The organism is Alkalicoccus chagannorensis DSM 18086 (assembly GCF_000429725.1).
GTDB lineage: Bacteria > Bacillota > Bacilli > Bacillales > Salisediminibacteriaceae > Alkalicoccus > Alkalicoccus chagannorensis.
Window position 1 is genome coordinate 43,840 of the sequence record NZ_AUCK01000024.1, and the last position, 24,114, is coordinate 67,953.

Genomic DNA, 24,114 nt, shown 5'->3' on the forward strand with positions numbered 1-24,114 from the left:
ATGGAACGGTCATCCTGCTTACTGATCGCGATCCTACGGCTTTCAATGCTGGTCTATCGTATTGAAAGACAAAACACTTCCGGTTGTCCAAGATGGACATCCGGAAGTGTTTTTTTCTTGAGAGCCTGATTCAAAGAGTTGGTTATACGCTTTTTTTCATTATGCGAGTCCATGACGCTGACGCGCATAGGCTTTCGCGACAGCAGCTCCCGTCGCGGCATTATGTTTGACGAGAGCAATGTTCGTCTCGAGCGTTGCGCCTCCGCTTTTTTCGTACAGGCTGGAAAGCAGAAACGGCGTTGTTTCTTTACCAGAAATATGCTGCGTCTCCGCTGCTTTCAATGCCTCCTGTATCCACCTGTCCACCTTCGATTGGTCGAGTGCTGCCTGTTCTGGGACCGGGTTGCCGATGACAATCCCGCCCTTCAGGTTCAGATCCCACTTCGTCTTCATCATCGCAGCCGCTTCCTCCGGCTCATCTATTCTCAATGGGGCTGCAAATCCGCTGTCCGGCGTATAGAATGCAGGAAAAGCAGACGTTTGATAACCGAGCACAGGGACGCCTTTCGTTTCCAGATACTCCAGCGTTTTCTCGATGTCGAGTATTGATTTAGCGCCGGCGCAGACAACGGCAACGTCGGTTGATGCAAGCTCCTCCAAATCGGCGGAGATATCCATTGTACTCTCTGCAAACCGGTGCACCCCTCCAATACCGCCTGTTACAAAGACACGTATGCCTGCCAGTTCCGCGCAGATCATAGTTGCGGCGACGGTCGTTGCCCCTTCTTTTTTGGACGCAATTACATGAGCCAGGTCTCTTCTGCTTACTTTTTCCACTTGATCCGAAACAGCAAGGCGTTCAATTTCTTCTTCTGTCAGCCCTACTTTGATTTTTCCATCCAGTACTGCGATCGTTGCAGGAACGACTCCTTCATCGCGGAGGATCTGTTCCACTTCTTTTGCCGTAGCCACATTTCTCGGGTACGGCATTCCGTGGCTGATAATCGTAGACTCGAGCGCCGCTACCGGTCGTCCTGCCAGCAGTGCTTCCTCTACCTCCTGTTTCAACTCAACATATGCCTGCATGCCTATCCCTCCCTTTCTTTTCGTTTGTTCGATGCTTCTGCTCGGTATGTCCAGCTTGCTTACATGGTAACCGTTCAGGACAATCACGCTTAGTCAGAATACACATCCCATTGACCGGATACCACTGCAGCCGAGGCCTCGGCTGCCTCTTTCATCGCCTCCTGCCATGTCCGGCCGTCCAGCAGTGCTTCCGTCATAACTGCTGCCGAAGTATCTCCCGCTCCGGTCACATCGGCTGTCTCCACAGGTACCGCCGGCTGTTCATAGACGTGTCCTTCTGCGGTAAAAAGTTCGGCTCCCCTGCTCCCTTTTGTCTTCATGACAGCAGCGGCTCCGGATGCGCGGATGGTGTCACTCAGCGTCGAACAGTGATGTTGTTCCATCCAGACCTCTGCTTCTTTCTCATTCAGAATGATCAGATTCAACCCATGCAGTTCAAGTGGAATACGCTCCATTTTCGCCGCAGATACTGGAACGAGAACGGTCATCTGGGAATCCGCTGCCTGCGACAGCAGCCAGCGGATGGTTTCCTGAGGAAGATTGCTGTCCATCAATAGAGCCGAAGCCCCTTTGATGGAAGGCTGGTGGCGGCTGAGTTTTTCCGGAAGCAGCTGATCATAGACCGCCATATCAGCAAAGGCTGCCTCCATTTCCCCCTCCTGAAACACAGCGGTATACGTCCCTGTTGGTGCCGTGTCCGTTTTCAGGGAATAGCTCGTGTCAAAAGGGATCTGCTCCATCAGCTGCCTCCCTGCCGCATCCTCTCCCGTCATCGTTACAAGCGACACCGTCCGCTCCCGTCGATACAGCACGTACGCTGCGTTGAGTGCTGTGCCGCCTATACTCTGCGTGGACGAAGCTGGGTTGGAATCCCGCCAACGCAGAGCCTGTACATGAAGTTTCCGATCGATATTCGCCCCGCCGATGCAAAGAATCTGCTTCTCCGGTGGGAAGACATAAGCCTTGCCGAGAACAGCTCCCTCTTTCATCAAGCGGGAAATGTAGCCCGCAGCTGCCGAGCGCGACAACCCGACCCTTGCAGCAAGTTCATCCTGGCTGATCATCGGCTGCCTTTTGATAATGTAAAGAATCTCCTCCTTCTTTTCCATAGGCCCTCCTAAACAATTGTTTTATATTAAAACTAATGTTTATATAAGAATAACAGATTGGCGACATATAAAGCAATACATTAGGGTAGAATATAGAGATAGGTAGTTTTGGAAGTCAGGAGGGGTGGAGTGAAAAACTTTTCTTTGTACCGCATTACCATTATCGTGGTCATGTTCGTAAAATTTGTACTGCAGCTCTATATATTTAACAAAAAAAATCCGGCATGGGACAGCTTCACCCAGGAAAAATGGGAGAATCTCGTCCAGAAACAAGCGAGAGAATATAGAGAAAAAGCCCTCCATCTGGAAGGGCTGATGATCAAAGTAGGTCAGTTCCTGAGCACAAGAGCAGACATTATGCCGGAAGTTTTCTTAAAAGAACTTGCCGACTTGATAGACCAGGTACCTCCGGTCGACCCGGAAGTATCAAAGGGAATTCTCGAAAATGAGTGGGGACAGCCTATTGAGAACCGCTTAGAGGACATCAGTGAACGACCGGTAGCCTCTGCCTCTATTGGAGAAGTTTTTAAAGCGACGCTTCATAACGGCCAGGAAGTCGCGGTAAAAATACAGCGCAGCAAAGTAGACCGGATTATTAAAACGGATTTTAAAGCGCTCCGAATCGTCCTCTGGATCACGAACAAATTCACGAAGTTCGGAAAAGAAATTGATACCGCTGCGCTTTACAAAGAAGTTGTCCAGATCATCGGGGACGAACTGGACTACTACAAAGAAATGAAAAACGCACAGAATTTCCAACGACGTTTTTCCGAGTCAGATGCCTACTACATCCCCCAGATCTTTGAGGATTACTGCACCCGGCGCGTGCTTGTTATGGAATGGATGGAAGGCAGAAAAGTAACGGATCTCAGCTTTATGCGGGAACATAATATCGACCGTAAGGAAACGGCTTCCCGCCTCTTTCAGTTTTTTGCCGATCAGTTGTTCGACCAGGGTCGTTTTCACGCTGATCCGCACCAGGGCAACATCCTGCTGACCAAAGACGGGATGATTGTCATCCTCGATTTCGGCATGGTCGGCTATATTTCCGGAGAAGATTCCGCCAGCATACGACGGATGATCCAGGGCTTTGTTCTGGACGATTATCAGCTCGTTCTCGATGAACTGCAGGCTCTCGGCTTTTTACTGCCGCATGCAAACAAATCCCAGCTGGAATCGGTTTTACGCAATTATGTCAATATGTACTTATCTTCTGATATCTCTCAGCTCGACCAGGAAATTGTGGAAGAAATCTTTGAGGATCTGCAGAAGATTGTCAGAGACCAGCCGATTCAGCTGCCCGCAGAATTCGCGTTTCTCGGCCGGGCCGCTTCGATCGGACTCGGTGTGCTCACGATCATTGATCCGGAAATCGATTTTATTGAACTTGGTAAACCTGTTGTCACCGAATGGCTCGAAGAATCAGACGAAGGCGCTGGAAGCCTTCAGGCCCAGGTTTTGCGTGATTCGTTGAAACCACTCTTGTCGCTGCCCCGTAATCTGACTGAATATCTGGAAGAACCCTCCTATGAGCGCCGCTCTAAAAACCGGAGGCAGTTTCAGCAGTTTCACCATCACCGTTATTTATGGGGCTTCTCGTTCACCAGTATTTTTACGTTCCTCAGCCTCCCGTTCGTTTTTGCGGCTGTCTGGATAGAACATCTGATGCTGTTGTACACGGCAGGTGGAACTGCAGTTTTCGGAGCTTTGACTTCGTTACTGATATACAGAAAACATAAGCGGTGGATTCAATCTTTCCGCGAAGAGAATTCTTAATCTGAATCTGGAGGGATCGTCATGAACAACCTAATCAAAACAGGATTTCTGCTTGGACTCGGTGCAGCCGTATCGAGCAAGGAAAAAGTGGACCGCTATATCGATGACCTGCTTGCTAAAGGAAAAGTCACCCCGGATGAAGCTGACGAACTGTATCATTCACTGCTGAAAAAGGGCGAAGAAACGGAGACGGAGTGGAACAGCCGGATGAAGCGGCGCCTGCAGGAAATGCTGCAGCAGGAAGCCGATATGGTGACCAAAGAAGAACATGATGCACTGAAATCGCGGGTCGAAGCATTGGAAGCACGCCTTGACGATCAGCAGAAACGCCCGCCCGAAGATCAGTAACCTGATCCTCAACCGCACAGCTTGAAGACCTGAGAATAAACAGAAATGAAACACAAAACGCTTCCGGCCATCCAACGTGGATGAACGGAAGCGTTTTTTTACTTATATGGCTGTGTTATCCACATCCTTGTTGCTTCATAGGAATCTATGCCTTCGCCTCCAGGAAGTAACAGCGTCGGAGGTTTGACTTCGCTTTAAGAAGAAAATCCGTCGACGCCGCCGTCTGATTTCCTTTCGGCAGGATCAGGCTCCATCCCTTCAGCAGTAAAGGCAAATTCATAAGAGATACCCGCAGGTTCAAATCCTAGTTTTTCATAAAGGAATTTGGAAGGGAGGTGATCGTCATCGGTATTGACGCTGCAGAAACGGAATCCCTCGTTGATCAGCCTCTCGGCCAGCGCTTTGACACACGCTGTCGCATAGCCCTGCTTCTCATGCTGTTTCGGCGTATAGACGTAATTCATGACAACCCCGTTGGTCAAATCCCTTGCTCGTTTAGCCATTGATTTTGGCGTGTACGTATCGTCCCTCCACAGAAAAACCTGATTGTTGCGGATTTCCCTGAGAACCGTCGCTTCCAGTTCCTGAACATCTTCTTTACGCAGGGAACCCATAGCAAATTTTTCTGTCCAGAACATAACAAGGGCCGCGTCATCTTCGTTGGCGAATGTTAATTTTCCCGGTGGTGTATCCACGTACCGAACGTCATCGAGACGATAGATGATCTGCCGTTTTTTCAGCTCTGCACCCTCGCCGGTCTCTGCTGTCCAGGCACGTACGAATGCATGTACGGCGGGCTCGCATCCAACGACGCCGGGTACGCTCCCTGTATGGGAGGCGAGCCACCCAGAAGCGGCTTCCATCGATGCTGCACTGCCGCATACAATCGCATTTCTGGGGGGCGTCTGCAGCAGCAGTCCCTGCGTGACGTGATCCTCTTCTATGCTCACTAGAACAGCATCGGAAAAAATGCCCCGCTCCTCTTCCATGCTCAGCTGACGAAGAATTCCTAAAGGAAGGTTATGCTTCACTTCTTCTTGAACAAGCATCGGCTCGACCCGGGCGAGCAGTTCCCCTGCACGCTTCCAGCGGACTGCTTTCATCTGCACTCCCTCCTCACTTCCTATTTTGTCTGCGTATCCACCTGCAGGCCGATTTTCTTTAACGCCTGCGGCAGGCTGCTTACCACTGTTATCTGATCAAACGAAATACCGAGATGCACCATCGTTTGTGCCAGCTCTGGACGAAGACCGGAAAACATCACTTGAATACCGATAATTTTTAACGCGTCATTCAGCTGAAACAAATGCTGGGCAACATACGTATCGATCATGTGAACCCCGCTCAAGTCAAGGATCATGGTAGACAGTTCCCGCTCCCTGCTCTGCTCCAGCGCCTGTTCCAGAAGCTGGTGCGAACGCGAGGAATCCACACTTCCTACTATTGGCAGGATTGCCACGTCCTGCGTGACCGGTACGACCGGTACAGACAGTTCAAGGATTTTATCCTGCGCTTCCTGAAATTTTTTGGCGTTATGTTCCACATACGACTGAGTGAAAGCGTAAATCGCCCGGTCGATCATCGGATTCAATGTATCTGCGACGGCAAAGTAGGCTTCCATGGTGCCATGCTGCTGCAGAAATTCTTCCCGGATATAGCCATAGATGGTCTGCCTGAGTGCCGGCAGGACCAGCATGGCTTTCTCTGCCGAAAGCTGCAGTTCCGCTGCTTCGGCCCCGAATGCGGTGCCCCATTCCTCCGTCTCTTTCATTCCAGTATCTTCTTCACTCTGCATGCCTCTAGCAAAGCGCATGACAAGCGATTGAATATGATCCTGGATACGGGAGCGCGACAGCTTCCGATAATGAATATGATGGTCTTCCTGGAAATTGGTTTCGATTTCTTCAGCAATTGCTGGCGCAGAAGCCTCCAGTTTCCTCCCGATTTGCCGGGTTATATCAAGTGTATGCATGAATGAGCCGCCTCCTTTGTAAATACGTGACGAGCATTGGTGTTCGTCCATCCGCTCTCTTTATAATGCAGGCAGGCCTTCCTGATCCTGGTCTGTCGTGATGATCGGCTTGCCTTTTTGAACCACAATGGTGTGTTCATACTGAGAGGACAGGGAGCCGTCTTTTGTACGGGCGGTCCACCCATTGCTATCCATTTTTGACTGCCATCCCCCGGTATTAATCATCGGCTCAATGGTAATGACCATGCCTTCTTTTAACCGGGTTCCTTTCCCTGGAGCGCCGTAATGTGGAATATTTGGTTCCTCATGAATCGTCGGTCCAATGCCGTGCCCGGCAAAGTCACGGACAATACCATATCCGTGCGGCTCCACGTACTCTTGAATGGCCGCACCGATATCACCAATTCTGTTCCCGTGCACCGCCTGCTCAATTCCCTTATACAGCGCTTCTTTCGTTACTTTATTGAGCGCAGCCGCTTCTTCACTGACGCTCCCCACTTCATATGTCCAGGCCGAATCGGCGAGTCCACCGTTCAAGTCCACGACGAAGTCCATCGTTACTATATCTCCTACTTCGAGCTTGTCACGGCGGGGAAAACCATGGCAGATTTCATCGTTAATCGACGCACAAGTAGCATACTCATACCCCTGATACCCTTTCTGAGCTGCCTTTGCCCCGTGTTGATCAAGGGTCTGTTCGACAAAATCATCGATATCTTTCGTCGTGATCCCTGGTTGAATCATGGCAGCTATGCTCCGGTGCAGAGAAGCCACAAGCTTCCCTGCTTCTTTCATTAATTCGATTTCTCTGGCTGATTTTCGTTGAATCATATAGACACATCCTTTGCTTCATCTTTATCTATCATATCAATTCCGGCTATTGCGCTCAATATAGGTCATGATTCTCTTTTCCATCACGAGGAGCAGCAGTACTCCAGCAAGGCTGCAGACATAGAACCACACAGAAGGGAATCCTGCCACCCTCGCTGCCGGTCCTGCGGCTGCCATGAGTAGTGCTGCTGCATACAGGATGCCTCTTTTTTGTTCCATACTCATTTGCACAGCCTCCATTGATTTCTTTCTCTCCGTATCGAACCTGCTTTTAGGAATCTCTTATCAATGATACAACAATGACATGCAGCTCGTACGCTCGTTGCTTGTTCCCTGACCCACGGTAGACAATCTGCGCTGCGAGCAGGCCGCTTTCTGCTTCAGCTGCAAATGAACGTCTGTAAAAGGAGCATCTCTATTGTACCGTATTCTTCCTTTTGAAGAGAGTCATTGGGACATGTTTCTCCTGCAGCATACAACCACGGACCTTCGGCTTGATCTATTCGGATTGGTTTGACATGCCCGGAGCCGTCGCTCTCTGATCGGCACGCCGAAAAATCGTATACCATCTTCTTTTTTCAAGAGTGGCATACGGCCGGTCACGCTTCTTCAGAGTTGAAGACATAGACTACCTGCATCGGCCCTGCCTAGGCAGGTCATGCTTCGGGATAGGTGGCTCCCTTAAAGGCACGTTGGCACGGCTTTCATCAAATACTGGAGGTGAGCATGCACATCCGGTCTGCTCGGTTGAACGCGTCCAAGACTCATGGGCAGTAGGTGCTTTTCGATGATACGTCCGGCTGCTGTGATCTTTCGTATTTATACAGTCTTTCGGGCTCCTCCCCCATACCAGATCAGGAGAAGCTTGCATGATTCTTCTTATCTCGCCGTTATTCTTCATATAGAAAAAGGGGCTTCGATAATCTAATGCTGACCACAGTTACGTCTATGAGCACAGACGATATGCAAGACCGTCTCCTTCTCGGAGCAGTATGTGGGCAGGAACGCATTTTTACGGGTTTTTACGGGCGCGCGGGCAATATACCCGCAAAGAGTGGTCCTGCCGCATCTCTTCCCGTTTTACGTTCCTGTGGAGGGTGCTTTCGGGATATGATATTCGCACATAATACCTACTTGTATATGGTATAAATGTTGATCACCTCCTATAGATTCGACACTCTCCGACAAAATGTGTGAGAATGTTGGCTTTTTAACAGGGAGATTTCACGCTGTGACAATCCGATTTCCTTATATTAAATAACCTGCAAAGCCCTTGCCCCTTCCTTGGCAGGCTGTTAAAGTCATCAGTGTTGGACGAAACGAAAGCAAGAAAAAAGGAGGTTCATGACATCATGAACAAAGTATTTACACTAACATCCATTAAACAACTAGGTTTCACTGTTGCTGCCGCAGGTGCAGTTCTTTTCGCAGGTGGCACAGCAGCTGGGGCAGAAGAAAATAAAGATTTCGGTGAAAACCTACTCCACGAAGGCAAATCCCACGCTAACGTAGTAGAGCTGGAAGAGCTTCTCGGCGAAAAAGGTTACTTTGACGAAGCGCCTGACGCACAGTACACCGGAGCTACAGCACAGGCTGTCCAGGCATTCCAAGAAGATAACGGCCTGATTGTAGACGGTCTTGCCGGCGTTCAGACAACCGGCGCTCTTGCTGAACTGCAGAACGGCGATAACGGATTTCTCGTAGAAGAACTACAGCAGGATCTTGCATCCCTTGGACTTTATGACTTCGACATTGACGGCCTTTTCGGTCCAATCACTGAAGAAGCATTGACAACGTTCCAGAGCAACCACGGTCTTGAAGCTGACGGAGTAGCAGATGCTGCAACGTACGCTGCACTGCACGATGTTACCCGTTACGGTTCTTCTGAGTCTGTACAGGAAGAAGCACCAGCTGAAGAAGCACCAGCTGAAGAAGCACCAGCTGAAGAACAGGCTGCCGCTGAAGAGCAGGTTGCTGCTGAAGAACAGGCTGCTGCTGAAGAACAGGCTGCCGCTGAAGAGCAGGCTGCCGCTGAAGAGCAGGCTGCTGCTGAAGAACAGGCTGCTGCTGAAGAGCAGGCTGCTGCTGAAGAGCAGGCTGCTGCTGAAGAGCAGGCTGCTGCTGAAGAACAGACTTCAAGCGAACAGCCGGACGGTCAGACTATCACAATGGAAGCAACCGCTTATACAGCGAACTGCACGGGCTGCACCGGCGTTACTGCAACAGGCATCGACTTGAATGCGAACCCGAACCAGAGCGTCGTAGCAGTTGACCCTAGCGTGATTCCACTCGGTTCTACAGTCTACGTTGAAGGCTATGGCGAAGCTGTTGCCGGCGACACAGGCGGTGCAATCAACGGAAACCGCATCGATCTTTACATGCAGTCTAACCAAGAAGCAGTAAACTTCGGTCGTCAGACAATTGACGTAACGGTTGTCGACACACCGTAACAGAAAAAAAGTCATGGCTGTCCCAGCATCTGCTGGGGCAGCCATTTTTAAATTTGGTCATAAGCTCATACTGCTCCGCGCAGGATAGACGAGCACATCATCTTCTTTTGTCCCCTATTCGACGAGAAGCAAGCGTCATCTCCCCCGGCCGTGCTTAATTGCGCAAGAAACTAGCCTTCGTGCTTAAGGATGTGTTGCCGGCCCAGATAGACAGCGCCTCCTTTTCCAGCTACACTGGTACAAAAGGGGGATCACGATGACATTTTACCAGCAGGAAACAGATATACATAATCTCGACGCCATGGAGGACATGTGCCGTCAGCTGCTCGAGCAGGACATCAGCACGACAGCTGAACTGGAAGCATGGATCGCCGACGTTTCGACGTTTCAGGAGAAAGTGGAAGAAATCCTCACCGGCCACTACATTGAATTTCAGTGCCGGAGTAATGACGAGTCAGCTAAAAAAGCAGTGGAGTTTGACCAGCAGTACGTTGAACCGCTCCGGAAAACGTATACCGCAGCCTGGGACAAGAAACTGCTGCAGCACCCGCTCACTTCCTCTCTTCCGGAAAGCTATGCATTTTTAATGAAGAAAAAAATCAATGCACAGGAGCTCTACGATGAAGAAAACGTTCAATTAGAAATCAAAGAAGATGAGCTGGCCAATACTTATTTCGAATACACCGGCGGTCTGACGGTTTCCTGGGATGGCAGAGAAATGTCCCTCAGCGAACTAGCTCCTTTTTTTGAATCCAAAGACAGAAACATAAGAAAACAAGCATTCCTTCTTCAGAAGGAGGCTTTTATGGGCATCGCCGAAGAATTGCAGGCTATTATGAGCCGGCTGCTGACGCTTAGAAAAGAGAAAGCTGCGAATGCCGGTGTATCTGACTACCGATATTACATGTTCAAACAGTATGAGCGGTTTGACTATACTCCAGAAGACTGCCGGACGCTTGCTTATGCCATTCGTGATCATGTTCGTCCGTGGAAGGAAAAGCTGCAGGAACAGCATCAGTACAAACTCGGCGTCGACACCTACCGTCCATGGGACGTGCGGGCAACAACAGACGAGGAAGCTTCCCTCAAGCCTTTTCAGACAAGGGGAGAGCTGGTGTCACGAGCTTCTTCCGTTCTCGCAGAAATTCACCCACCTTTTGCCGATCTGCTTGAGACGATGGACAAGCAGGAGATGCTTGACTTGACCGGCAGACAGGGAAAGGCGCCCGGCGGCTTCTGTTCGTTCCTTCCAGTGTCAAAACTTTCGTTTATTTTTATGAATGCTTCGGGAGTACACGATGACATGATCACGCTGCTGCACGAGATGGGGCACTGCATTCACAACGACTACATGAAGTCGCTTGAGATACCAGAGTACAAAGATGTGCCGATGGAAGCAGCAGAGCTTGCCAGCATGTCCATGGAGCTGTTGACGATGGACTACTGGCACTACTACTACCCTGATAACAAAGAACTGCGTCAGGCTAAACTGCATCATCTGAAAGACATCATTCACTTCCTCCCCTTCGGGATCGTCGTCGATCAATTCCAGCACTGGATGTATGAAAATCCAGAACACACCGAGCAGGAACGCGCGGAGAAGTTTCAGGAGCTGGAACAGTTCTTTGATGCCGGCGGTGTAGACTGGTCCGAAGTAGAAGAATGGCAGCAGCTCTCCTGGCTGCGCATTCTGCACATATTTGAAGTCCCTCTCTATTTCATTGACTATGTCATTGCCCAGCTCGGCGCCCTTCAAGTGTACAAACGATACCGGCAGGAACCAGAGGCTGCTGTGGAAGATTTGACGGCCGCGCTTGCGCTCGGCTCGTCCGTCCCACTCCCCGAAATCTATGAACGAGCGGGCATCGCCTTTGATTTCAGTTCAGATAAGACCGAAGAACTGATGACCTTTCTGCAGGAAGAAATAAACCAGCTGGAACAATAGTATGAATCATAGAAGGGGCTCTGCGCCTCTTCCAGCAGGGTCCTGCCACAGCTGGCGCAGGCACCAACTGCTTCCTTATTCCAGACCAAAAGCGCCTTTTTGTCGGAACGTCGTGTAACGCAAGCTTTACGAGGGAAGAAAGAGGTTTTCTTTCTTCCCGTGCAGTGCAAGAAGCCGACGTCTTCTTGTATGAGAACTTATACATTCCTATATTTTGAAAAGAGGAGGCTGGGACAACATCGTTCTCCAGTACGTAAAAAACGCTTTCGACGATCCAGATGGGGTCATCGAAAGCGTTCTGTTTGTCAGAAATGATAACGAATCTGTTCCATGACCGCTGTTTTTCATCATGAAAAAGCGAATTGCGTATAGGCGCAACAAAAATACTTCCATCATCATTTTCGGATGGTGGGGAGGCCGTCCACTGAAAGCATCAAAGGCTTCTTCCGGTATGAATGCCATGAGGTCGTTCACCGCAAATGGCCCATCATGTTTTTGCCATTGAAAGGACAATTCCACCGGCAGCACCAGTTGATTTCAGTTGTACTCTTCAAGCCTGAGGACACCTACAGTTTTGTTATGACTTGGTCGTTCTAACTGAACCTGAAGGTCTTTTTTTATGGAGAAATCAAGAACGTTAGGTCTCTATCAGGTACTGATCCTGAAAAGGCAAGCCCGCGGAAAAAGCAAGTGCTGAAGATGCCCCGTAGCCGTTTTTGCGTCGGTTAACTGAAGCATTGCCCGCGGCAAGCGATTGTCATTGGAAGGATTAACCCCCCTCATACAGAAAGCCCCCACCAAAAGTAGTAAGGGATTCCTTTTTATTTTCGTTTTGTCCCAGCCTCCTTCCGTCTTCAGGAGGTTGATTGGTTCACGTAACAATCGTCTACCGCGGACAGGTCACATCCGTGGCCTTCCTTGATGAACGTGTATCGATGCCTATCTCCCGATCAAGAGGCCTGCTTTCTCGGCTTCGTGAAAGCTTGCTTCTCCAGCCCCTTTTCCCCGGAGCGGCAGCAGCCTAGTAAGCGCCGCGGATCAGCGGATGAACTTCTTCCTTATAAAAGCTTCGCAGCTTCGCCTTTTCTTCTGCAGTAAACGACGGTACATCGGGTGCTTCCAGCAGCTCTTTCACTTGATCCACCCGTTTGAATCCGGGAATGACAGCGGAGACCGCCTCTTCATCGAGAATCCATCGAAGCGCTGCTTTGGTCATCGAACCACGATTTTCTGCTATCCATTCCAGCTCCCGGCTCAACGTAATACCCGCTTCGAACGGAATTCCGCCGAATGTTTCACCAACATTGAACGCTGCGCCATCCTGGTTGAATAATCGATGGTCATCCTCTTCAAACTGATGATTGTGCTGGAATTTCCCGGTAAGGAGTCCGCTGGCAAGCGGAACGCGGGCAATAATGCCGATTTCTTTTTTCAATGCTTCAGGAAACAACGTATCCTGCGGTTTCTGACGGAAGAGGTTGAAAATCACCTGCAGCACGCTCACCCTGGATTGATCCATCGCGAGCAGTCCTTCCTCAACCGTTTCCACGCTTACGCCGTACTGACGAATCAGTCCTTCATCCTGCAGTTTATCAAGCACCCCGAATACCGATCCGTCCCGGATGATGTGTTCAGGAGGGCAGTGAATCTGATACAGGTCCAGCTGCTCGCGGCCGAGCCGTCTCAACGTGCCTTCCAGCCATCCTCGGACGGCACCTTCGCTGTAAGTCTCTGGATCATCAATATCTCCCGCTCTGCAGAATTTACTCGCGATATAGATGTCCTGGTCTGCTCCGCGGACCGCCCGTCCGATCAGCTCCTCTGCGTGACCATCACCGTAAACATCCGCCGTATCAAAGAAATTAACTCCGGCGTTCATCGCTGTCTCCAACCCCTGAAGCGCTTCGGTGTCGTTCGTTTTCCCCCACGCTCCGCCGATCGCCCACGTGCCAAAACTTAATTCACTGACCTTCATGTCTCCCAGTGTCCGATAATTCATAGGCCCCTCCTCTGTTCATATTGTTCAGCCTGCTTTTTCAATATCCTCTTTTCCAATTCTTTAAACGCTTCAATAAAGTCCATTGGATCGTCCTTAATGGAGTAGGAGAAGACCCCCTTGCTCGTATGAACGTACAAAATCGAGTCCTCTCCGCTCATCCAGCGGTAGGACATGTCAAAGATATGTTCCGTATTGAATTCACGTCGATGCGTCACGAGCTTGTCTTCATAAAGGTACAACATCCGTTCATACTCTACGTTCTTCTGCTCCAGGCTGGTGATCTCCCGTTCTACTTTATAATATGGATGGGATGCCAGTAGTGTCATGGCTGCCTCACCTCCTTTTCCTCTATCCTACTTTGAACCAGCATGGACCGCAACATAGGGGACCGCTCTTGCACCTTCAAATGGAATCTGACATGATACATAGAGTAAAGGATGTGTCATCCATGAAGCAGCAGTCTTCTTTTTTCTATGGCTGGTATATTGTGATGCTCGGAGCACTCAGTCTGTTTTTCTCTGGACCCGGTCAAACGTATTCCAACTCGGTCTTCATCGATTTTTACATAATGGACTTCGGATGGGAGCGATCCCTCGTCTCCGGTATCTACTCCGGTGCGACGCTCTCGGCAGGATTGCTGCTGTTTATTGTAGGACGGAGTATCGACCGCTTCGGTCAGCGGAAGATGTCTCTCCTCGTGAGCATCCTCCTCGCCGCCGCCTGCATATGGAATAGTTACGTCGTGAGCCCCTGGATGCTGTTCATCGGATTTTTTCTGATCCGCCTGCTCGGACAGGGGTCCATGACACTCGTCCCTAATACACTCGTTCCCCAGTGGTTTATCGTTAAAAGAGGACGGGCTCTCAGTTTGATGATGCTCGGTGGATTTGCCAGCTCTACGCTCTATCCTCCGCTGAATGCCTGGCTGATCAGTGAATACGGCTGGGAGGTCACGTGGCGGATCCTCGGCATTACCATTCTCGTTATTTTCGTTCCGCTGGCTTATTTTTTCCTCAGAAATAAACCAGAAGACATCGGCCTGCTTCCAGACGGCGAGGAAGCTTCATCGGATACCGGCACCGAGCAGAAACGTGGGACGCCCGAAGTATCCTTCACCCTGCGGGAAGCAGCACACACACGACAATTCTGGCTGCTCCTTCTTTGTGTTGGTATTCCGTCCATGCTCAACACCGGCCTGACCTTCCATCTCGTCTCGATCATGGAGGATACCGGACTCGGAATAGGAACGGCCGCCTTCGTGCTCAGCCTCATGGCTGCAGTCGGCTTCCCGGTAACGCTCGTATCAGGTTTTGTTCTGGAACGGGTCAAAGTCAATGTCGTCTTTGCCTTTGTCTTCGTCGGTCAGATTCTCTTTCTAATCATCCTCCTTTTTACGAATTCCTTTGCAGCTGCCGTGCTCTTCGGTGTGATATGGGGCATTGTAGGGGGATTGGAGCGGATCTGCATTTCCATCGTTTTCCCGGATTATTTCGGACGCGCCCATATCGGCAGCATTAAAAGTATCGCTACGACAGTGACCGTAGCTGGATCAGCGTTTGGCCCGCTTCCTTTCGGTTTTGCGTTCGATCTGTTTAACGGGTATACAGAAATTCTGCTGATCAGCTTTCTTTTCCCCGTTGCAGGAATCGCTGCCTGTCTGCTTTCCCCGAAGCCGCGCCCTCCTGCATAGCGGAACCGTCCGGTTACCTGTTATACTGATTCTATATACGCATAAGAAAGGGTGACAACGATGGATTTGTTTACTGTACCCGATCCGACGGCTCCAGAAATGGGGTATGCCTATCTGTTCATGGCACTCATGCTGATTGTGGCAGCCGCAGCGATCTACCGTTTCAAAAAAAACAGCCGGCAGACAGAAGAGAAGCAGCCTCAAGAAGTATACGAAATGTTTGAAACAGAAGAAGAACATAAACAGAAAAAGCAGTCTGATCAAAACTGAACAAAGGAGCAGCCGTTATGGAATCAGCTTTTGTACAGCAGCAGCATACCCTTCACCTGAATGAGTGGGAAAACAAACGTCCCGGTCTTACCGCCGGATTCACGCTCCGTACCGGCGGTGTCAGTCTTCCCCCTTATCACTCTGCCAATTACGGCCTGCACGTCCAGGACGATCCGGATCACGTTCGAAAAAACCGGCAGAGCCTGGCCGGCGCGATTGGATTTCCGATCTCCTCCTGGGTGGCTGCCGAACAGACACACGGAGACCAGATTGTAAAAGTAACCCAGCCTCTCGCCGGCAGCGGCTCCCTTTCCTACGAAGATACGATTAAGCGGACGGATGGCTTCTATACACAGGAGAAAAACATCCTGCTTACGCTTGGATTTGCAGACTGCATTCCGATGTATTTTTTCTCTCCGGAAAAAGAGATGATCGGTACAGCCCATGCCGGATGGAAAGGGACGGTGCAGAATATCACAGGGAAAATGGTCCGCCTCTGGAATGAACTGGAAGACATCCATCCGGGTACAATCCTCGCTGCCGTCGGTCCGGGGATCGGACCCTGCTGCTACACCGTCGATGAACATGTAATCACACAGCTGCAGGAGGTCCTTCCCAACCATGAACCGTTCGAGAAAAACGAGGATGGTACGTATCAGCTCTCCCTGCGCGAAGCGAATTACCATCTGCTTATTCAGGAGGGCGTTCCCCCGCAGAACATCCTGTATTCCACCGATTGTACCTCGTGCCGTGAGTCGCAGTACTTCTCCCACCGGCGCGATGAAGGCACGACCGGCCGGATGATCAGTTTCATTGGACTTAAGTAACACACATCGTCCAGCCTGATGGTTTAACGATTTCTACCTTTTTCGGCCCTAAGCTGCAGCCTTTTCCGCAGTCAGTCGATGATGTACTCGAACATCCAATACAGAAGCGCCTCCCGCTCACGGTGAGGGGCTTCATGATGCTCAAACAGCCTTTGCATGTTTCCTCTTTTTCGGTTTGTTGCCTCTCCACTGTTGAAAAGACGAAACGTCTCGGCTGCATCTTCCTATCGAACCTTTCTACACACCGGCCGTTTGCTGCGTGCATCTGCCGCCGTATTCTTTCCGGTAGGGGGGACGGCTTTCTGTGCCCTTCCTTCTGCTGCGCCATCTTATACATTCCTACGAAGGAATAAAGCATCCCTGTCTCTTCTCTTCTATCAACAACATGAAGAGCTGGGAAAATGGTTCTCCAGCAGGAACAACGAGGCTGAGACTAAACCAGTATAGAAAGAAGCCCTGACCATTTCGGTGAGGGCTTCTTTCGATTATGTTGTTGTCCCCGTCACAGGGTCTTAATGAAGAAGGCCGTGGGCGGTACACAGAAAGTCGCTGCATGCAGCCTGTTTTCGGGTGGTGAAACGGGCACGGCACTCTCTTCTGCCTTAACGGAACCAGCGCAAATAACGTTCGGTAATTGCCTTGAGTGCCGGTTTTTCCAGCACATTCTCTTTCCAGTACTGGTCGGAGGTCTGCTTGACGATCTCGGTTCTCGCAGGGTAAGGATGGGTTACGGACGAGAGGACTGAAATCTTATCCTTCTGCTTTTTCATGTAGACGAGTGTCTGCATCCAGTCGCTTGCTTGAGCACCTACGGCGTGCGCGCCAAGAATGTACCCGCTCTTATCGACAATCACTTTGACAAAAGAATCTTCATCCATTTCTGCCGTCATCCGATCAGCTCCACTGCCGCGGAGAACTTGATAGCTGCCGCCTCTCTCTTCATAGACTTCTGCTTCTGTCATACCAAGATGATAAATTTCCGGCTGCGTGTAATAACTCCACGGCATCGCATCATAGTTGATGTTCTGCGGAAGTCCAAACAGCGCATTCGCGAGTGCTGTCTGCGCCTGTGCTCCAGCTCCATGAGTGAAAGGGAACTGACCGTTAATGTCACCTACTGCATAGATGTGTGGAACCGAACTCTGCATCCGGCTGTTCACCTCGATATGACCCTTCTCTCCGAGTTTCACCCCTGCGCGTGACGCCTGCAGTTTATCCGAATTCGGTTTGCGGCCGACGGCAAGGAAAAGTGCGTCCGCCGGTAGTGTGACGTTGGTATCCCCTTCGATAACAACATGCGGGCTTGCGTCGCTCTGCTCCACCCTGCTGACAGAAGAACCGGTATAAATGGTCAGTTCACGCCTCAGCGCCGATTCCGCCCGCGCAGCAATCTCCGCATCTTCTCTTCCGAGCAAGCGCCGGGAAGCTTCCACCACCGTCACGTCGACACCAAGCCGGCTCAGCGACTGTGCCATCTCCAGCCCGATCGGTCCACCGCCGGCCATCACCATGCGTTTTGGGAGCTTATCGAGATAAAAAATCTGTTCGTTTGTCAGCACATCGATTTGATCCATATTCTCAATCCGGGGCACGACAGGACTGGAGCCTGCGGCGATGATGATTTTCTTTCCATATAGCTTCGTTCCATTGGAAAGACCGATCACATGTTCATCTTCAAACCAGGCTTCGGCATAGATGACGTCAACCCCCAGAGAAGAAAACCGTTCTGTGCTGTCATGCTCCTGGATCGTATCAACGGCATGCTGGATCTGACTTCTGACAGCCTGCCAGTCTGCCTCCCCTTCAAGCTGCCACCCGTGTTTTTGGGCAGCGCTCCGAGCTTGATGAACGTCTTTTGCTGCTGCAATCAGCGCCTTGGAAGGAACACAGCCGAAATGCAGACAGTCCCCGCCTAGGGCCGGCTGTTTTTCGATCAGAGCGGTTTCCGCACCGAACCTCGCGGCGCCGGCTGCGGCTGACAGTCCACCTGAACCGCCACCGACGACAATCAAATCATACGTTTTCATGAGAAAGCTCCTCCTCTTCCGTTCCAGTTTTCTTTTTCAGTTTCTTTTTAAAGAAGACAGGGATCACACTTACCGCCACGAATACCGCAGCGGCTGCAAAAATAATACCGATATCTCCTTCTACAACACTTGCCCCGAGAAAGCTGTAGGCAAACGCGCCGGGAATGATACCGAACAAAGTTCCGAACAGAAAATCCTTCAACTTCACTTTTGATATGCCTGCAAGGTAACTGATCATATCGAAATTAAAGACAGGGATGAGCCTTACAAGCAGGACATACAGCAGTCCATTCTCTTCCATCTGATGCTGCATCGTCCGGGCTTTCCCCTTCCATTCCCTGCCTGCGATGTTTTTCCCGAGACGCCTCGCAACTACAAAGGATAAAACGGCTCCTGCCGTTGCACCGATAACAATAAGCACCGTCCCCCAGAAAGCACCAAACAGCAGTCCCCCCGCCAGAGACAAAATGCTAGCGGGAAATAAGATCAGTGGCCGCAGCGTGTACAGGACAATATACAGCATTGGAGCAAAGACGCCGGCATCATCCATAAACGAACGGAGCATTTCCGGAGAAATATCGACCCAGCGCCAGTTCACAAATAGAAGAATTCCTATAACCGCTGCCGCTGCTCCTCCTTTTATCAGCATCTGCTTTGACATCATTCACCATCCTGTTCGTTATTTCCCTCAGTATACCCTTTTCCATGAATGTAAGCTGTATTCCAGCTTACACACTCTTTTTGTAAGCGCTTTATAAATATTAACAAAAATTCTGTTTATTCAGTATTTCCCGGGCGCAGCAGGAGTGTAAGCGGTTACTTATTGACTGATTGTTTTGAAATGTGAGAATATTTCACACATACCCATTGACGTTCCCGCGTAACGGGCGTAATATAAGGCTCAACATCAACTTTCGGCGGCGTTCCGCAGAAGGAATTTGAAGGAAAGGAGCGAACGGTATGAGCAGCCAATGGATTTATCTCGACAGCGGTTTCGTCAAGAAGGAAGATGCTGTGATTTCTGTGTTTGATCATGGCCTGCTGTACGGAGACGGTGTTTTTGAAGGCATCCGTGCATACAGCGGCAACATTTTCAAACTCGATGAGCACATCAGCCGGCTTTACGATTCCGCGCAGTCGATTATGCTGACTATCCCATATACAAAGGAGGAGATGCAGCAGATTATTGTCGAGACGATCCGGCGCAACAAACTGGACTCTGCTTATATCCGCGTCGTTGTTTCCCGCGGAGCGGGCAATCTTGGTCTGGACCCATCTAACTGCAGCCGCCCGAACGTCATTGTCATTGCAGAAAAACTTGCCCTCTTTCCTGCAGAGCTCTACGAGCGTGGCCTCAAAATGGGGTCCGTTGCCAGCCGGCGCAATAGACCGGACGTTCTCAGCCCTCAGGTGAAATCGTTGAACTACCTCAACAACGTGCTTGTCAAACTGGAGGCGAACCAGGCCGGTGTGGATGAAGCGCTGATGCTGAACGATCAGGGATATGTCACGGAAGGCTCCGCAGACAATATTTTCATTGTTAAAAACGGACGCATCATCACTCCTCCCGTCTATCTCGGAGCGCTCGAAGGCATCACGCGAAATGCTATTATCGACATCGCCGACGGACTCGGCTACAGCGTGAGCGAAACACCGTTCACGAGGCACGATGTCTACACAGCTGATGAAGTCTTTCTCACTGGAACAGCCGTTGAAGTCATTGCTGTTGTCGATGTCGATGGAAGAACGGTCGCTGACGGACAGCCTGGAGCAGTAACGAATCATTTATTAAGAGAATTTAGAAAAGTCGTTGAAATTGACGGCATTTCTTGTTATCCTGCTGACAGTGTATATGCAGGTTGATCACAGATGAACGAAATCGATGACAGGAACAAAGAAAGAAGATAAGGCAGTCACAGAGATCCGGGGATGGTGGAAGCCCGGAATTGCTGCTTCTTTCGACATCGTCCTTGAGTGCCCAGCGGAAAAGAATTTCCTTAGTAGGCTGAGCCGGGTGTTTGCACCCGTTATCAAAAGAAGCCGCTCGCCGGCTTCCTAAGGCAGTATCTGCGAAGATACTGTAAAACCGGGTGGTACCGTGAAAGCAGAGGCTTTTCTCCCCGCAGCAGACACTCGTCTGTTCGGGAAGAAGGCCTTTTTATTTTGCCTTTAAATACAAGGAGGAATCCAGCATGAAATTGGATATGAAACCGGCCGGAACAGCGCCGGCCACGAAAACAGGAGCAGATGTGCTGGTCGATGCACTCGTGGAACAGCAGGTTGATACGATTTTTGGTTACCCCGGCGGTGCGGTCCTCCCAATTTATGATGCGCTGTACCGCTCGGAAGCAGATTTTCAGCATATCCTGACAAGACACGAGCAGGGAGCGATTCACGCAGCAGAAGGCTATGCACGGGTAAAAAGAAAGACAGGCGTTGTGCTTGCCACGTCTGGGCCTGGAGCAACCAACCTGATCACCGGCATTGCCGATGCGATGATGGACTCTCTTCCACTCGTCGTTCTCACCGGTCAGGTTGCCACGACGGTCACCGGCACCGATGCCTTCCAGGAGGCGGACGTGATGGGTATCACAACACCAATTACGAAGCACAATTACCAGGTTCAGTCCGCATACGAACTGCCGAAGATCATTAAGGAAGCTTTCCACATTGCTTCCACCGGCAGACCAGGTCCGGTTGTTGTCGATATCCCGAAGGATATTTCAGCCAACCCGTGCTTTGATACAGACGAATCCCCATTTCATCTGCCCGGGTATCAGCCGACGATCAATCCGAACCCTCTGCAGATCAAAAAACTTGCCGAAGCGGTGAAGCAGGCTAAAAAGCCTCTCGTGCTGACGGGGGCTGGTGTACTGCACGGCGGCGCAACGGATGTGCTGCTGGATATCATCAACGAATACCGCATTCCCGTGACGTCCACCCTGCTTGGGCTCGGTGCTTTTCCTGCAGATCACGAAATGTTCCTCGGCATGGCCGGCATGCACGGAACGTATACGTCCAACATGGCCATTACAGACTGTGATCTGCTCATCAACGTCGGAGCCCGCTTCGACGACCGACTGACCGGCAACCTGGAGCACTTCGCGAAAAACGCCGTTGTCGCGCACATTGATATTGATCCGGCTGAAATCGGGAAGAATGTGCCAACGCATATTCCAGTTGTCTCTGATTCAGGCGCAGCTTTAAAAGAACTGAAACGTCAACTAAAAGAAGGCCCGGACCATCAAGCCTGGCTCGACGAACTGAAACAGAGCAGTAAAGATTATCCGCTCTGGTACAACACGCCGAAGGAAGGCATGGTTGCCCAGTGGGCCATCAAAGAAATTCATGAGAAAACGAAAGGAGATCCAATTGTCACAACGGATGTCGGGCAGCATCAGATGTGGGCAGCGCAGTTTTTCCACTTCCGCCGTCCGGATCGCTGGGTTACTTCCGGCGGACTCGGAACGATGGGCTTTGGTTTCCCTGCTGCAGTTGGATGCCAGCTGGCCGAACCAGAAGAGCGGGTGATCGCCCTTGTCGGTGACGGTGGATTTCAGATGACGCTGCAGGAACTCTCCGTTGTACAGGAGAGAAACCTGCCGGTGAAAATTGTCATCCTTAACAACCAGGCTCTCGGCATGGTCCGCCAGTGGCAGGAAGAATTCTATGAGGAACGCTATTCAGAATCCATCGTTGGATGCCAGCCGGACTTTGTGAAGCTCGCAGACAGCTATGGTATTCAAGGGTACAAGTTCGAAACGCGGGAAGAATTTGAAAGCCAGATCGGGGAGCTGATGAACAATGATCAGCCCGTGCTGATCGATGCCCGTGTTATTCAACAGGAGAACGTCTTCCCTATGGTTCCGCCGGGAAGAGGCATCAACGATATGGTAGGGGTGAAACCATGAAGCGCATTGTAACACTAGTCGTACAAAACCGAAGCGGCGTCCTCAACCGGGTAACCGGCCTCATGCACAAACGACAGTTCAATATCGAAAGCATCTCCGTCGGACGGACAGAACAGGAAGGCATCTCAAAAATGACGTTCGTTGTAGATGTCGAAGATCACCGCAAAATGGAGCAGCTGACAAAACAATTGAACAAGCAGATTGATGTCATTAAAGTAACGGATCTGTCTGATAAAGCGGTCGTTGCCAGGGAGCTCGCGATGATAAAAATTGTCGCCAATCCTGGTACACGAAATGAAATCCAAGGCATTATCGAGCCTTTCCGGGCTTCTGTCATCGATGTCAGTAAAGACAGCCTTTCTGTTCAAGTGACAGGCAAGCCCGACAAAATAGAGGCACTTATTGATCTGCTGCGGCCCTACGGTATTAAAGATATCGCCCGCACAGGTCTGACAGCTTTCTCCCGCGGTCACCAGCCGCAGGCAGCAGAGCTGACACAGTATTCACTACTAAAATAAACCAACGAGGCTGAAAGGATGACATGAACATGACAAACGTACTTTACAACCACAACATTGATGAGGCAGTACTGCAGGAGAAAAAAATCGCAATCATCGGTTACGGCTCCCAGGGACATGCCCACGCACTGAACTTGAAAGAGAGCGGATTCGATGTGATCGTCGGCCTCCGCAAAGGGAAATCCTGGGACAAAGCAGAAGAAGATGGTGTCGATGTAGCGACAGTAGAAGAAGCGGTGAAACAGGCCCAGGTCATCATGGTGGCCCTTCCGGACGAACATCAGCCGAAAATCTACGAAGAGCAGATCAAGCCGAACCTGCAGGCCAACGACGCTCTCGTCTTTGCTCACGGCTTTAACATTCACTTCAGCCAGGTTGTACCACCATCGGATGTTGATGTCTTCCTGATCGCTCCGAAAGGACCGGGACACCTCGTACGACGAACCTTTGAAGACGGTGCTGGTGTGCCTGCCCTCTACGGCATTTACCAGGACGCATCCGGGCAGGCTTCCGATATTGCGCTCGCCTACGCGAAAGGAATCGGCGGCGGACGTGCCGGTATTCTGGAGACCTCGTTCCAGGAAGAAACAGAAACAGACCTTTTCGGGGAACAGGCAGTACTCTGCGGTGGTGTTTCCCATCTCGTGAAAGCTGGTTTTGAAACCCTTGTCGAAGCTGGATACCAGCCGGAAGTCGCCTACTTTGAGTGCATGCACGAACTCAAACTGATCGTTGACCTGCTTTACGAAGGTGGACTGGAAGGCATGCGCTACTCTATCTCTGACACTGCGCAGTGGGGAGATTTCGTTTCCGGCCCTCGTGTCGTAAACGATGAAACAAAAGAGCGCATGAAAGACATTCTTACCGATATTCAAAATGGTACCTTTGCACACGGCTGGATTCTTGAAAACCAGGCAAACCGTCCGCAGTTCAACGCGATCAACGCACGCGAAAACAAACATCAGATCGAGGAGGTAGGCCGCGAGCTGCGCGAATTGATGCCATTCGTCACACGTCTGTTGATTAGCCAATAACTACCACAAAAAATAGAAAAGAAGACACCGACCTGATAAGATGTAAAGCGTCTAAACCAACATCATCAGAGAAGGTGTCTCCCATGAATCAGTTTACCACAATTTCCGCTTTATTTGATCAATTGATTGCCGAAGAAGAGCTTGAACAATGCTTAAAAACATACGGCTACGAGGATGTTGCCCGTAAATTTCGTGTTCGAGATCTGATTGATTTTCTTTTAGCTGCCGCCCTCGAGAAATGGGAAGGCTACCGGGATGGCGCCGATCAGATGGCTGCTTCCGATCTTGCTCCTGTGAACTTTTCTACGATCAGTAAGAAGG

General features: G+C 50.6%; 21 protein-coding genes and 1 pseudogene. 12 read left to right on the plus strand and 10 right to left on the minus strand.

Going from position 1 to position 24,114, the window contains the following annotated elements:
• Positions 1–159: 159 nt before the first annotated feature.
• Both G477_RS0111455 and G477_RS19435 read right to left on the minus strand, forming a co-directional pair.
• The gene (locus tag G477_RS0111455) at positions 160–1,086 is read right to left on the minus strand and encodes a pseudouridine-5'-phosphate glycosidase (protein WP_026698068.1); all 927 of its coding nucleotides are present in this window, start codon (positions 1,084–1,086) and stop codon (positions 160–162) included.
• An 89-nt stretch (positions 1,087–1,175) separates the two neighbouring features.
• Complete coding sequence (locus tag G477_RS19435) at positions 1,176–2,195, minus strand: carbohydrate kinase (RefSeq protein ID WP_051287951.1); 1,020 nt, start codon at positions 2,193–2,195, stop codon at positions 1,176–1,178.
• A gap of 129 nt (positions 2,196–2,324) precedes the next feature.
• Between G477_RS19435 and G477_RS19440 the strand changes: the two genes are divergently transcribed.
• Together G477_RS19440 and G477_RS0111470 are read left to right on the plus strand one after the other, a co-directional pair.
• Positions 2,325–3,971, plus strand: a complete 1,647-nt coding sequence (locus G477_RS19440) for an ABC1 kinase family protein (protein ID WP_035211899.1) — start codon at positions 2,325–2,327, stop codon at positions 3,969–3,971.
• Between the two features lie 21 nt (positions 3,972–3,992).
• A complete protein-coding gene (locus tag G477_RS0111470; RefSeq protein ID WP_026698069.1) occupies positions 3,993–4,319 on the plus strand; it encodes a phasin family protein in 327 nt (108 codons plus the stop codon).
• 194 nt (positions 4,320–4,513) lie between these two features.
• Here the strand turns inward: G477_RS0111470 and G477_RS0111475 are convergent, their stop codons facing one another.
• The 4 genes from G477_RS0111475 to G477_RS0111490 are packed head-to-tail and all read right to left on the minus strand — an operon-like array spanning position 4,514 to position 7,347.
• Positions 4,514–5,422, minus strand: coding sequence for a GNAT family N-acetyltransferase (locus G477_RS0111475; RefSeq protein ID WP_026698070.1), 909 nt, complete (start codon positions 5,420–5,422; stop codon positions 4,514–4,516).
• Positions 5,423–5,442: 20 nt separating this feature from the next.
• Complete coding sequence (locus G477_RS19445; protein WP_051287953.1) at positions 5,443–6,291, minus strand: STAS domain-containing protein; 849 nt, start codon at positions 6,289–6,291, stop codon at positions 5,443–5,445.
• Positions 6,292–6,351: 60 nt separating this feature from the next.
• Positions 6,352–7,122, minus strand: a complete 771-nt coding sequence (map, locus tag G477_RS0111485; RefSeq protein WP_026698071.1) for a type I methionyl aminopeptidase — start codon at positions 7,120–7,122, stop codon at positions 6,352–6,354.
• Positions 7,123–7,158: 36 nt separating this feature from the next.
• Positions 7,159–7,347: a hypothetical protein gene (locus G477_RS0111490; protein ID WP_026698072.1), complete on the minus strand. Its 189-nt coding sequence runs from the start codon at positions 7,345–7,347 to the stop codon at positions 7,159–7,161.
• Between the two features lie 1,127 nt (positions 7,348–8,474).
• Between G477_RS0111490 and G477_RS0111495 the strand changes: the two genes are divergently transcribed.
• Together G477_RS0111495 and G477_RS0111500 are read left to right on the plus strand one after the other, a co-directional pair.
• Entirely contained in the window at positions 8,475–9,572 is a 1,098-nt protein-coding gene (locus tag G477_RS0111495) for a peptidoglycan-binding protein (RefSeq protein WP_026698073.1), read from the plus strand.
• Positions 9,573–9,828: 256 nt separating this feature from the next.
• On the plus strand, positions 9,829–11,517 hold the full coding sequence (locus G477_RS0111500) for a M3 family oligoendopeptidase (protein WP_026698074.1): 1,689 nt from the start codon (positions 9,829–9,831) through the stop codon (positions 11,515–11,517).
• Positions 11,518–12,538: 1,021 nt separating this feature from the next.
• Here G477_RS0111500 and G477_RS0111510 read toward each other — a convergent pair.
• Positions 12,539–13,516 (minus strand): aldo/keto reductase, encoded by a 978-nt coding sequence (locus G477_RS0111510; RefSeq protein WP_026698076.1) that lies wholly within the window; start codon positions 13,514–13,516, stop codon positions 12,539–12,541.
• Positions 13,513–13,842, minus strand: coding sequence for a hypothetical protein (locus G477_RS19455; protein WP_035211903.1), 330 nt, complete (start codon positions 13,840–13,842; stop codon positions 13,513–13,515). The genes G477_RS0111510 and G477_RS19455 overlap by 4 nt, the downstream gene beginning before the upstream one ends.
• 122 nt (positions 13,843–13,964) lie before the next feature.
• On the opposite strand from G477_RS19455, the gene G477_RS0111520 reads away from it, so the two are divergent.
• The 3 genes from G477_RS0111520 to pgeF are packed head-to-tail and all read left to right on the plus strand — an operon-like array spanning position 13,965 to position 16,303.
• The gene (locus tag G477_RS0111520; RefSeq protein ID WP_245575487.1) at positions 13,965–15,206 is read left to right on the plus strand and encodes an MFS transporter; all 1,242 of its coding nucleotides are present in this window, start codon (positions 13,965–13,967) and stop codon (positions 15,204–15,206) included.
• A 60-nt stretch (positions 15,207–15,266) separates the two neighbouring features.
• A complete protein-coding gene (locus tag G477_RS0111525) occupies positions 15,267–15,476 on the plus strand; it encodes a hypothetical protein (RefSeq protein ID WP_026698078.1) in 210 nt (69 codons plus the stop codon).
• A 17-nt stretch (positions 15,477–15,493) separates the two neighbouring features.
• On the plus strand, positions 15,494–16,303 hold the full coding sequence (pgeF, locus tag G477_RS0111530) for a peptidoglycan editing factor PgeF (RefSeq protein ID WP_026698079.1): 810 nt from the start codon (positions 15,494–15,496) through the stop codon (positions 16,301–16,303).
• Positions 16,304–16,905: 602 nt separating this feature from the next.
• On the opposite strand, the gene G477_RS0111540 is transcribed toward pgeF, so the two are convergent.
• Together G477_RS0111540 and G477_RS0111545 are read right to left on the minus strand one after the other, a co-directional pair.
• Positions 16,906–18,330 (minus strand): dihydrolipoyl dehydrogenase family protein, encoded by a 1,425-nt coding sequence (locus G477_RS0111540; protein ID WP_026698080.1) that lies wholly within the window; start codon positions 18,328–18,330, stop codon positions 16,906–16,908.
• Positions 18,317–18,991, minus strand: a complete 675-nt coding sequence (locus G477_RS0111545) for a TVP38/TMEM64 family protein (protein ID WP_026698081.1) — start codon at positions 18,989–18,991, stop codon at positions 18,317–18,319. The genes G477_RS0111540 and G477_RS0111545 overlap by 14 nt, the downstream gene beginning before the upstream one ends.
• A 299-nt stretch (positions 18,992–19,290) precedes the next feature.
• On the opposite strand from G477_RS0111545, the gene ilvE reads away from it, so the two are divergent.
• The 5 genes and pseudogenes from ilvE to G477_RS0111575 form a co-directional block, all read left to right on the plus strand.
• On the plus strand, positions 19,291–20,193 hold the full coding sequence (gene ilvE / locus G477_RS0111550; protein WP_026698082.1) for a branched-chain-amino-acid transaminase: 903 nt from the start codon (positions 19,291–19,293) through the stop codon (positions 20,191–20,193).
• A gap of 329 nt (positions 20,194–20,522) precedes the next feature.
• Entirely contained in the window at positions 20,523–22,241 is a 1,719-nt protein-coding gene (gene ilvB, locus G477_RS0111560) for a biosynthetic-type acetolactate synthase large subunit (protein ID WP_051287955.1), read from the plus strand.
• Positions 22,238–22,759 (plus strand): acetolactate synthase small subunit, encoded by a 522-nt coding sequence (ilvN, locus tag G477_RS0111565; protein WP_026698084.1) that lies wholly within the window; start codon positions 22,238–22,240, stop codon positions 22,757–22,759. Before ilvB ends, ilvN begins: the two co-directional genes overlap by 4 nt.
• Positions 22,760–22,788: 29 nt before the next feature.
• On the plus strand, positions 22,789–23,793 hold the full coding sequence (gene ilvC, locus G477_RS0111570) for a ketol-acid reductoisomerase (RefSeq protein ID WP_026698085.1): 1,005 nt from the start codon (positions 22,789–22,791) through the stop codon (positions 23,791–23,793).
• A gap of 83 nt (positions 23,794–23,876) precedes the next feature.
• A pseudogene (locus G477_RS0111575) lies at positions 23,877–24,114 on the plus strand (IS4 family transposase); the annotation flags it as partial.

Coding starts and splice junctions, on each gene's coding strand:
- G477_RS0111455 (WP_026698068.1), bottom strand. CDS start 1,086: ATGCAGGCATATGTTGAGTTGAAACAGGAGGTAGAGGAAGCACTGCTG.
- G477_RS0111490 (WP_026698072.1), bottom strand. CDS start 7,347: ATGAGTATGGAACAAAAAAGAGGCATCCTGTATGCAGCAGCACTACTC.
- G477_RS19435 (WP_051287951.1), bottom strand. CDS start 2,195: ATGGAAAAGAAGGAGGAGATTCTTTACATTATCAAAAGGCAGCCGATG.
- G477_RS0111500 (WP_026698074.1), top strand. CDS start 9,829: ATGACATTTTACCAGCAGGAAACAGATATACATAATCTCGACGCCATG.
- G477_RS0111525 (WP_026698078.1), top strand. CDS start 15,267: ATGGATTTGTTTACTGTACCCGATCCGACGGCTCCAGAAATGGGGTAT.
- G477_RS0111475 (WP_026698070.1), bottom strand. CDS start 5,422: ATGAAAGCAGTCCGCTGGAAGCGTGCAGGGGAACTGCTCGCCCGGGTC.
- G477_RS19455 (WP_035211903.1), bottom strand. CDS start 13,842: ATGACACTACTGGCATCCCATCCATATTATAAAGTAGAACGGGAGATC.
- ilvB (WP_051287955.1), top strand. CDS start 20,523: ATGAAATTGGATATGAAACCGGCCGGAACAGCGCCGGCCACGAAAACA.
- G477_RS19445 (WP_051287953.1), bottom strand. CDS start 6,291: ATGCATACACTTGATATAACCCGGCAAATCGGGAGGAAACTGGAGGCT.
- pgeF (WP_026698079.1), top strand. CDS start 15,494: ATGGAATCAGCTTTTGTACAGCAGCAGCATACCCTTCACCTGAATGAG.
- map (WP_026698071.1), bottom strand. CDS start 7,122: ATGATTCAACGAAAATCAGCCAGAGAAATCGAATTAATGAAAGAAGCA.
- G477_RS0111520 (WP_245575487.1), top strand. CDS start 13,965: ATGAAGCAGCAGTCTTCTTTTTTCTATGGCTGGTATATTGTGATGCTC.
- ilvC (WP_026698085.1), top strand. CDS start 22,789: ATGACAAACGTACTTTACAACCACAACATTGATGAGGCAGTACTGCAG.
- ilvN (WP_026698084.1), top strand. CDS start 22,238: ATGAAGCGCATTGTAACACTAGTCGTACAAAACCGAAGCGGCGTCCTC.
- G477_RS0111470 (WP_026698069.1), top strand. CDS start 3,993: ATGAACAACCTAATCAAAACAGGATTTCTGCTTGGACTCGGTGCAGCC.
- G477_RS0111495 (WP_026698073.1), top strand. CDS start 8,475: ATGAACAAAGTATTTACACTAACATCCATTAAACAACTAGGTTTCACT.
- ilvE (WP_026698082.1), top strand. CDS start 19,291: ATGAGCAGCCAATGGATTTATCTCGACAGCGGTTTCGTCAAGAAGGAA.
- G477_RS0111510 (WP_026698076.1), bottom strand. CDS start 13,516: ATGAATTATCGGACACTGGGAGACATGAAGGTCAGTGAATTAAGTTTT.
- G477_RS0111545 (WP_026698081.1), bottom strand. CDS start 18,991: ATGTCAAAGCAGATGCTGATAAAAGGAGGAGCAGCGGCAGCGGTTATA.
- G477_RS0111540 (WP_026698080.1), bottom strand. CDS start 18,330: ATGAAAACGTATGATTTGATTGTCGTCGGTGGCGGTTCAGGTGGACTG.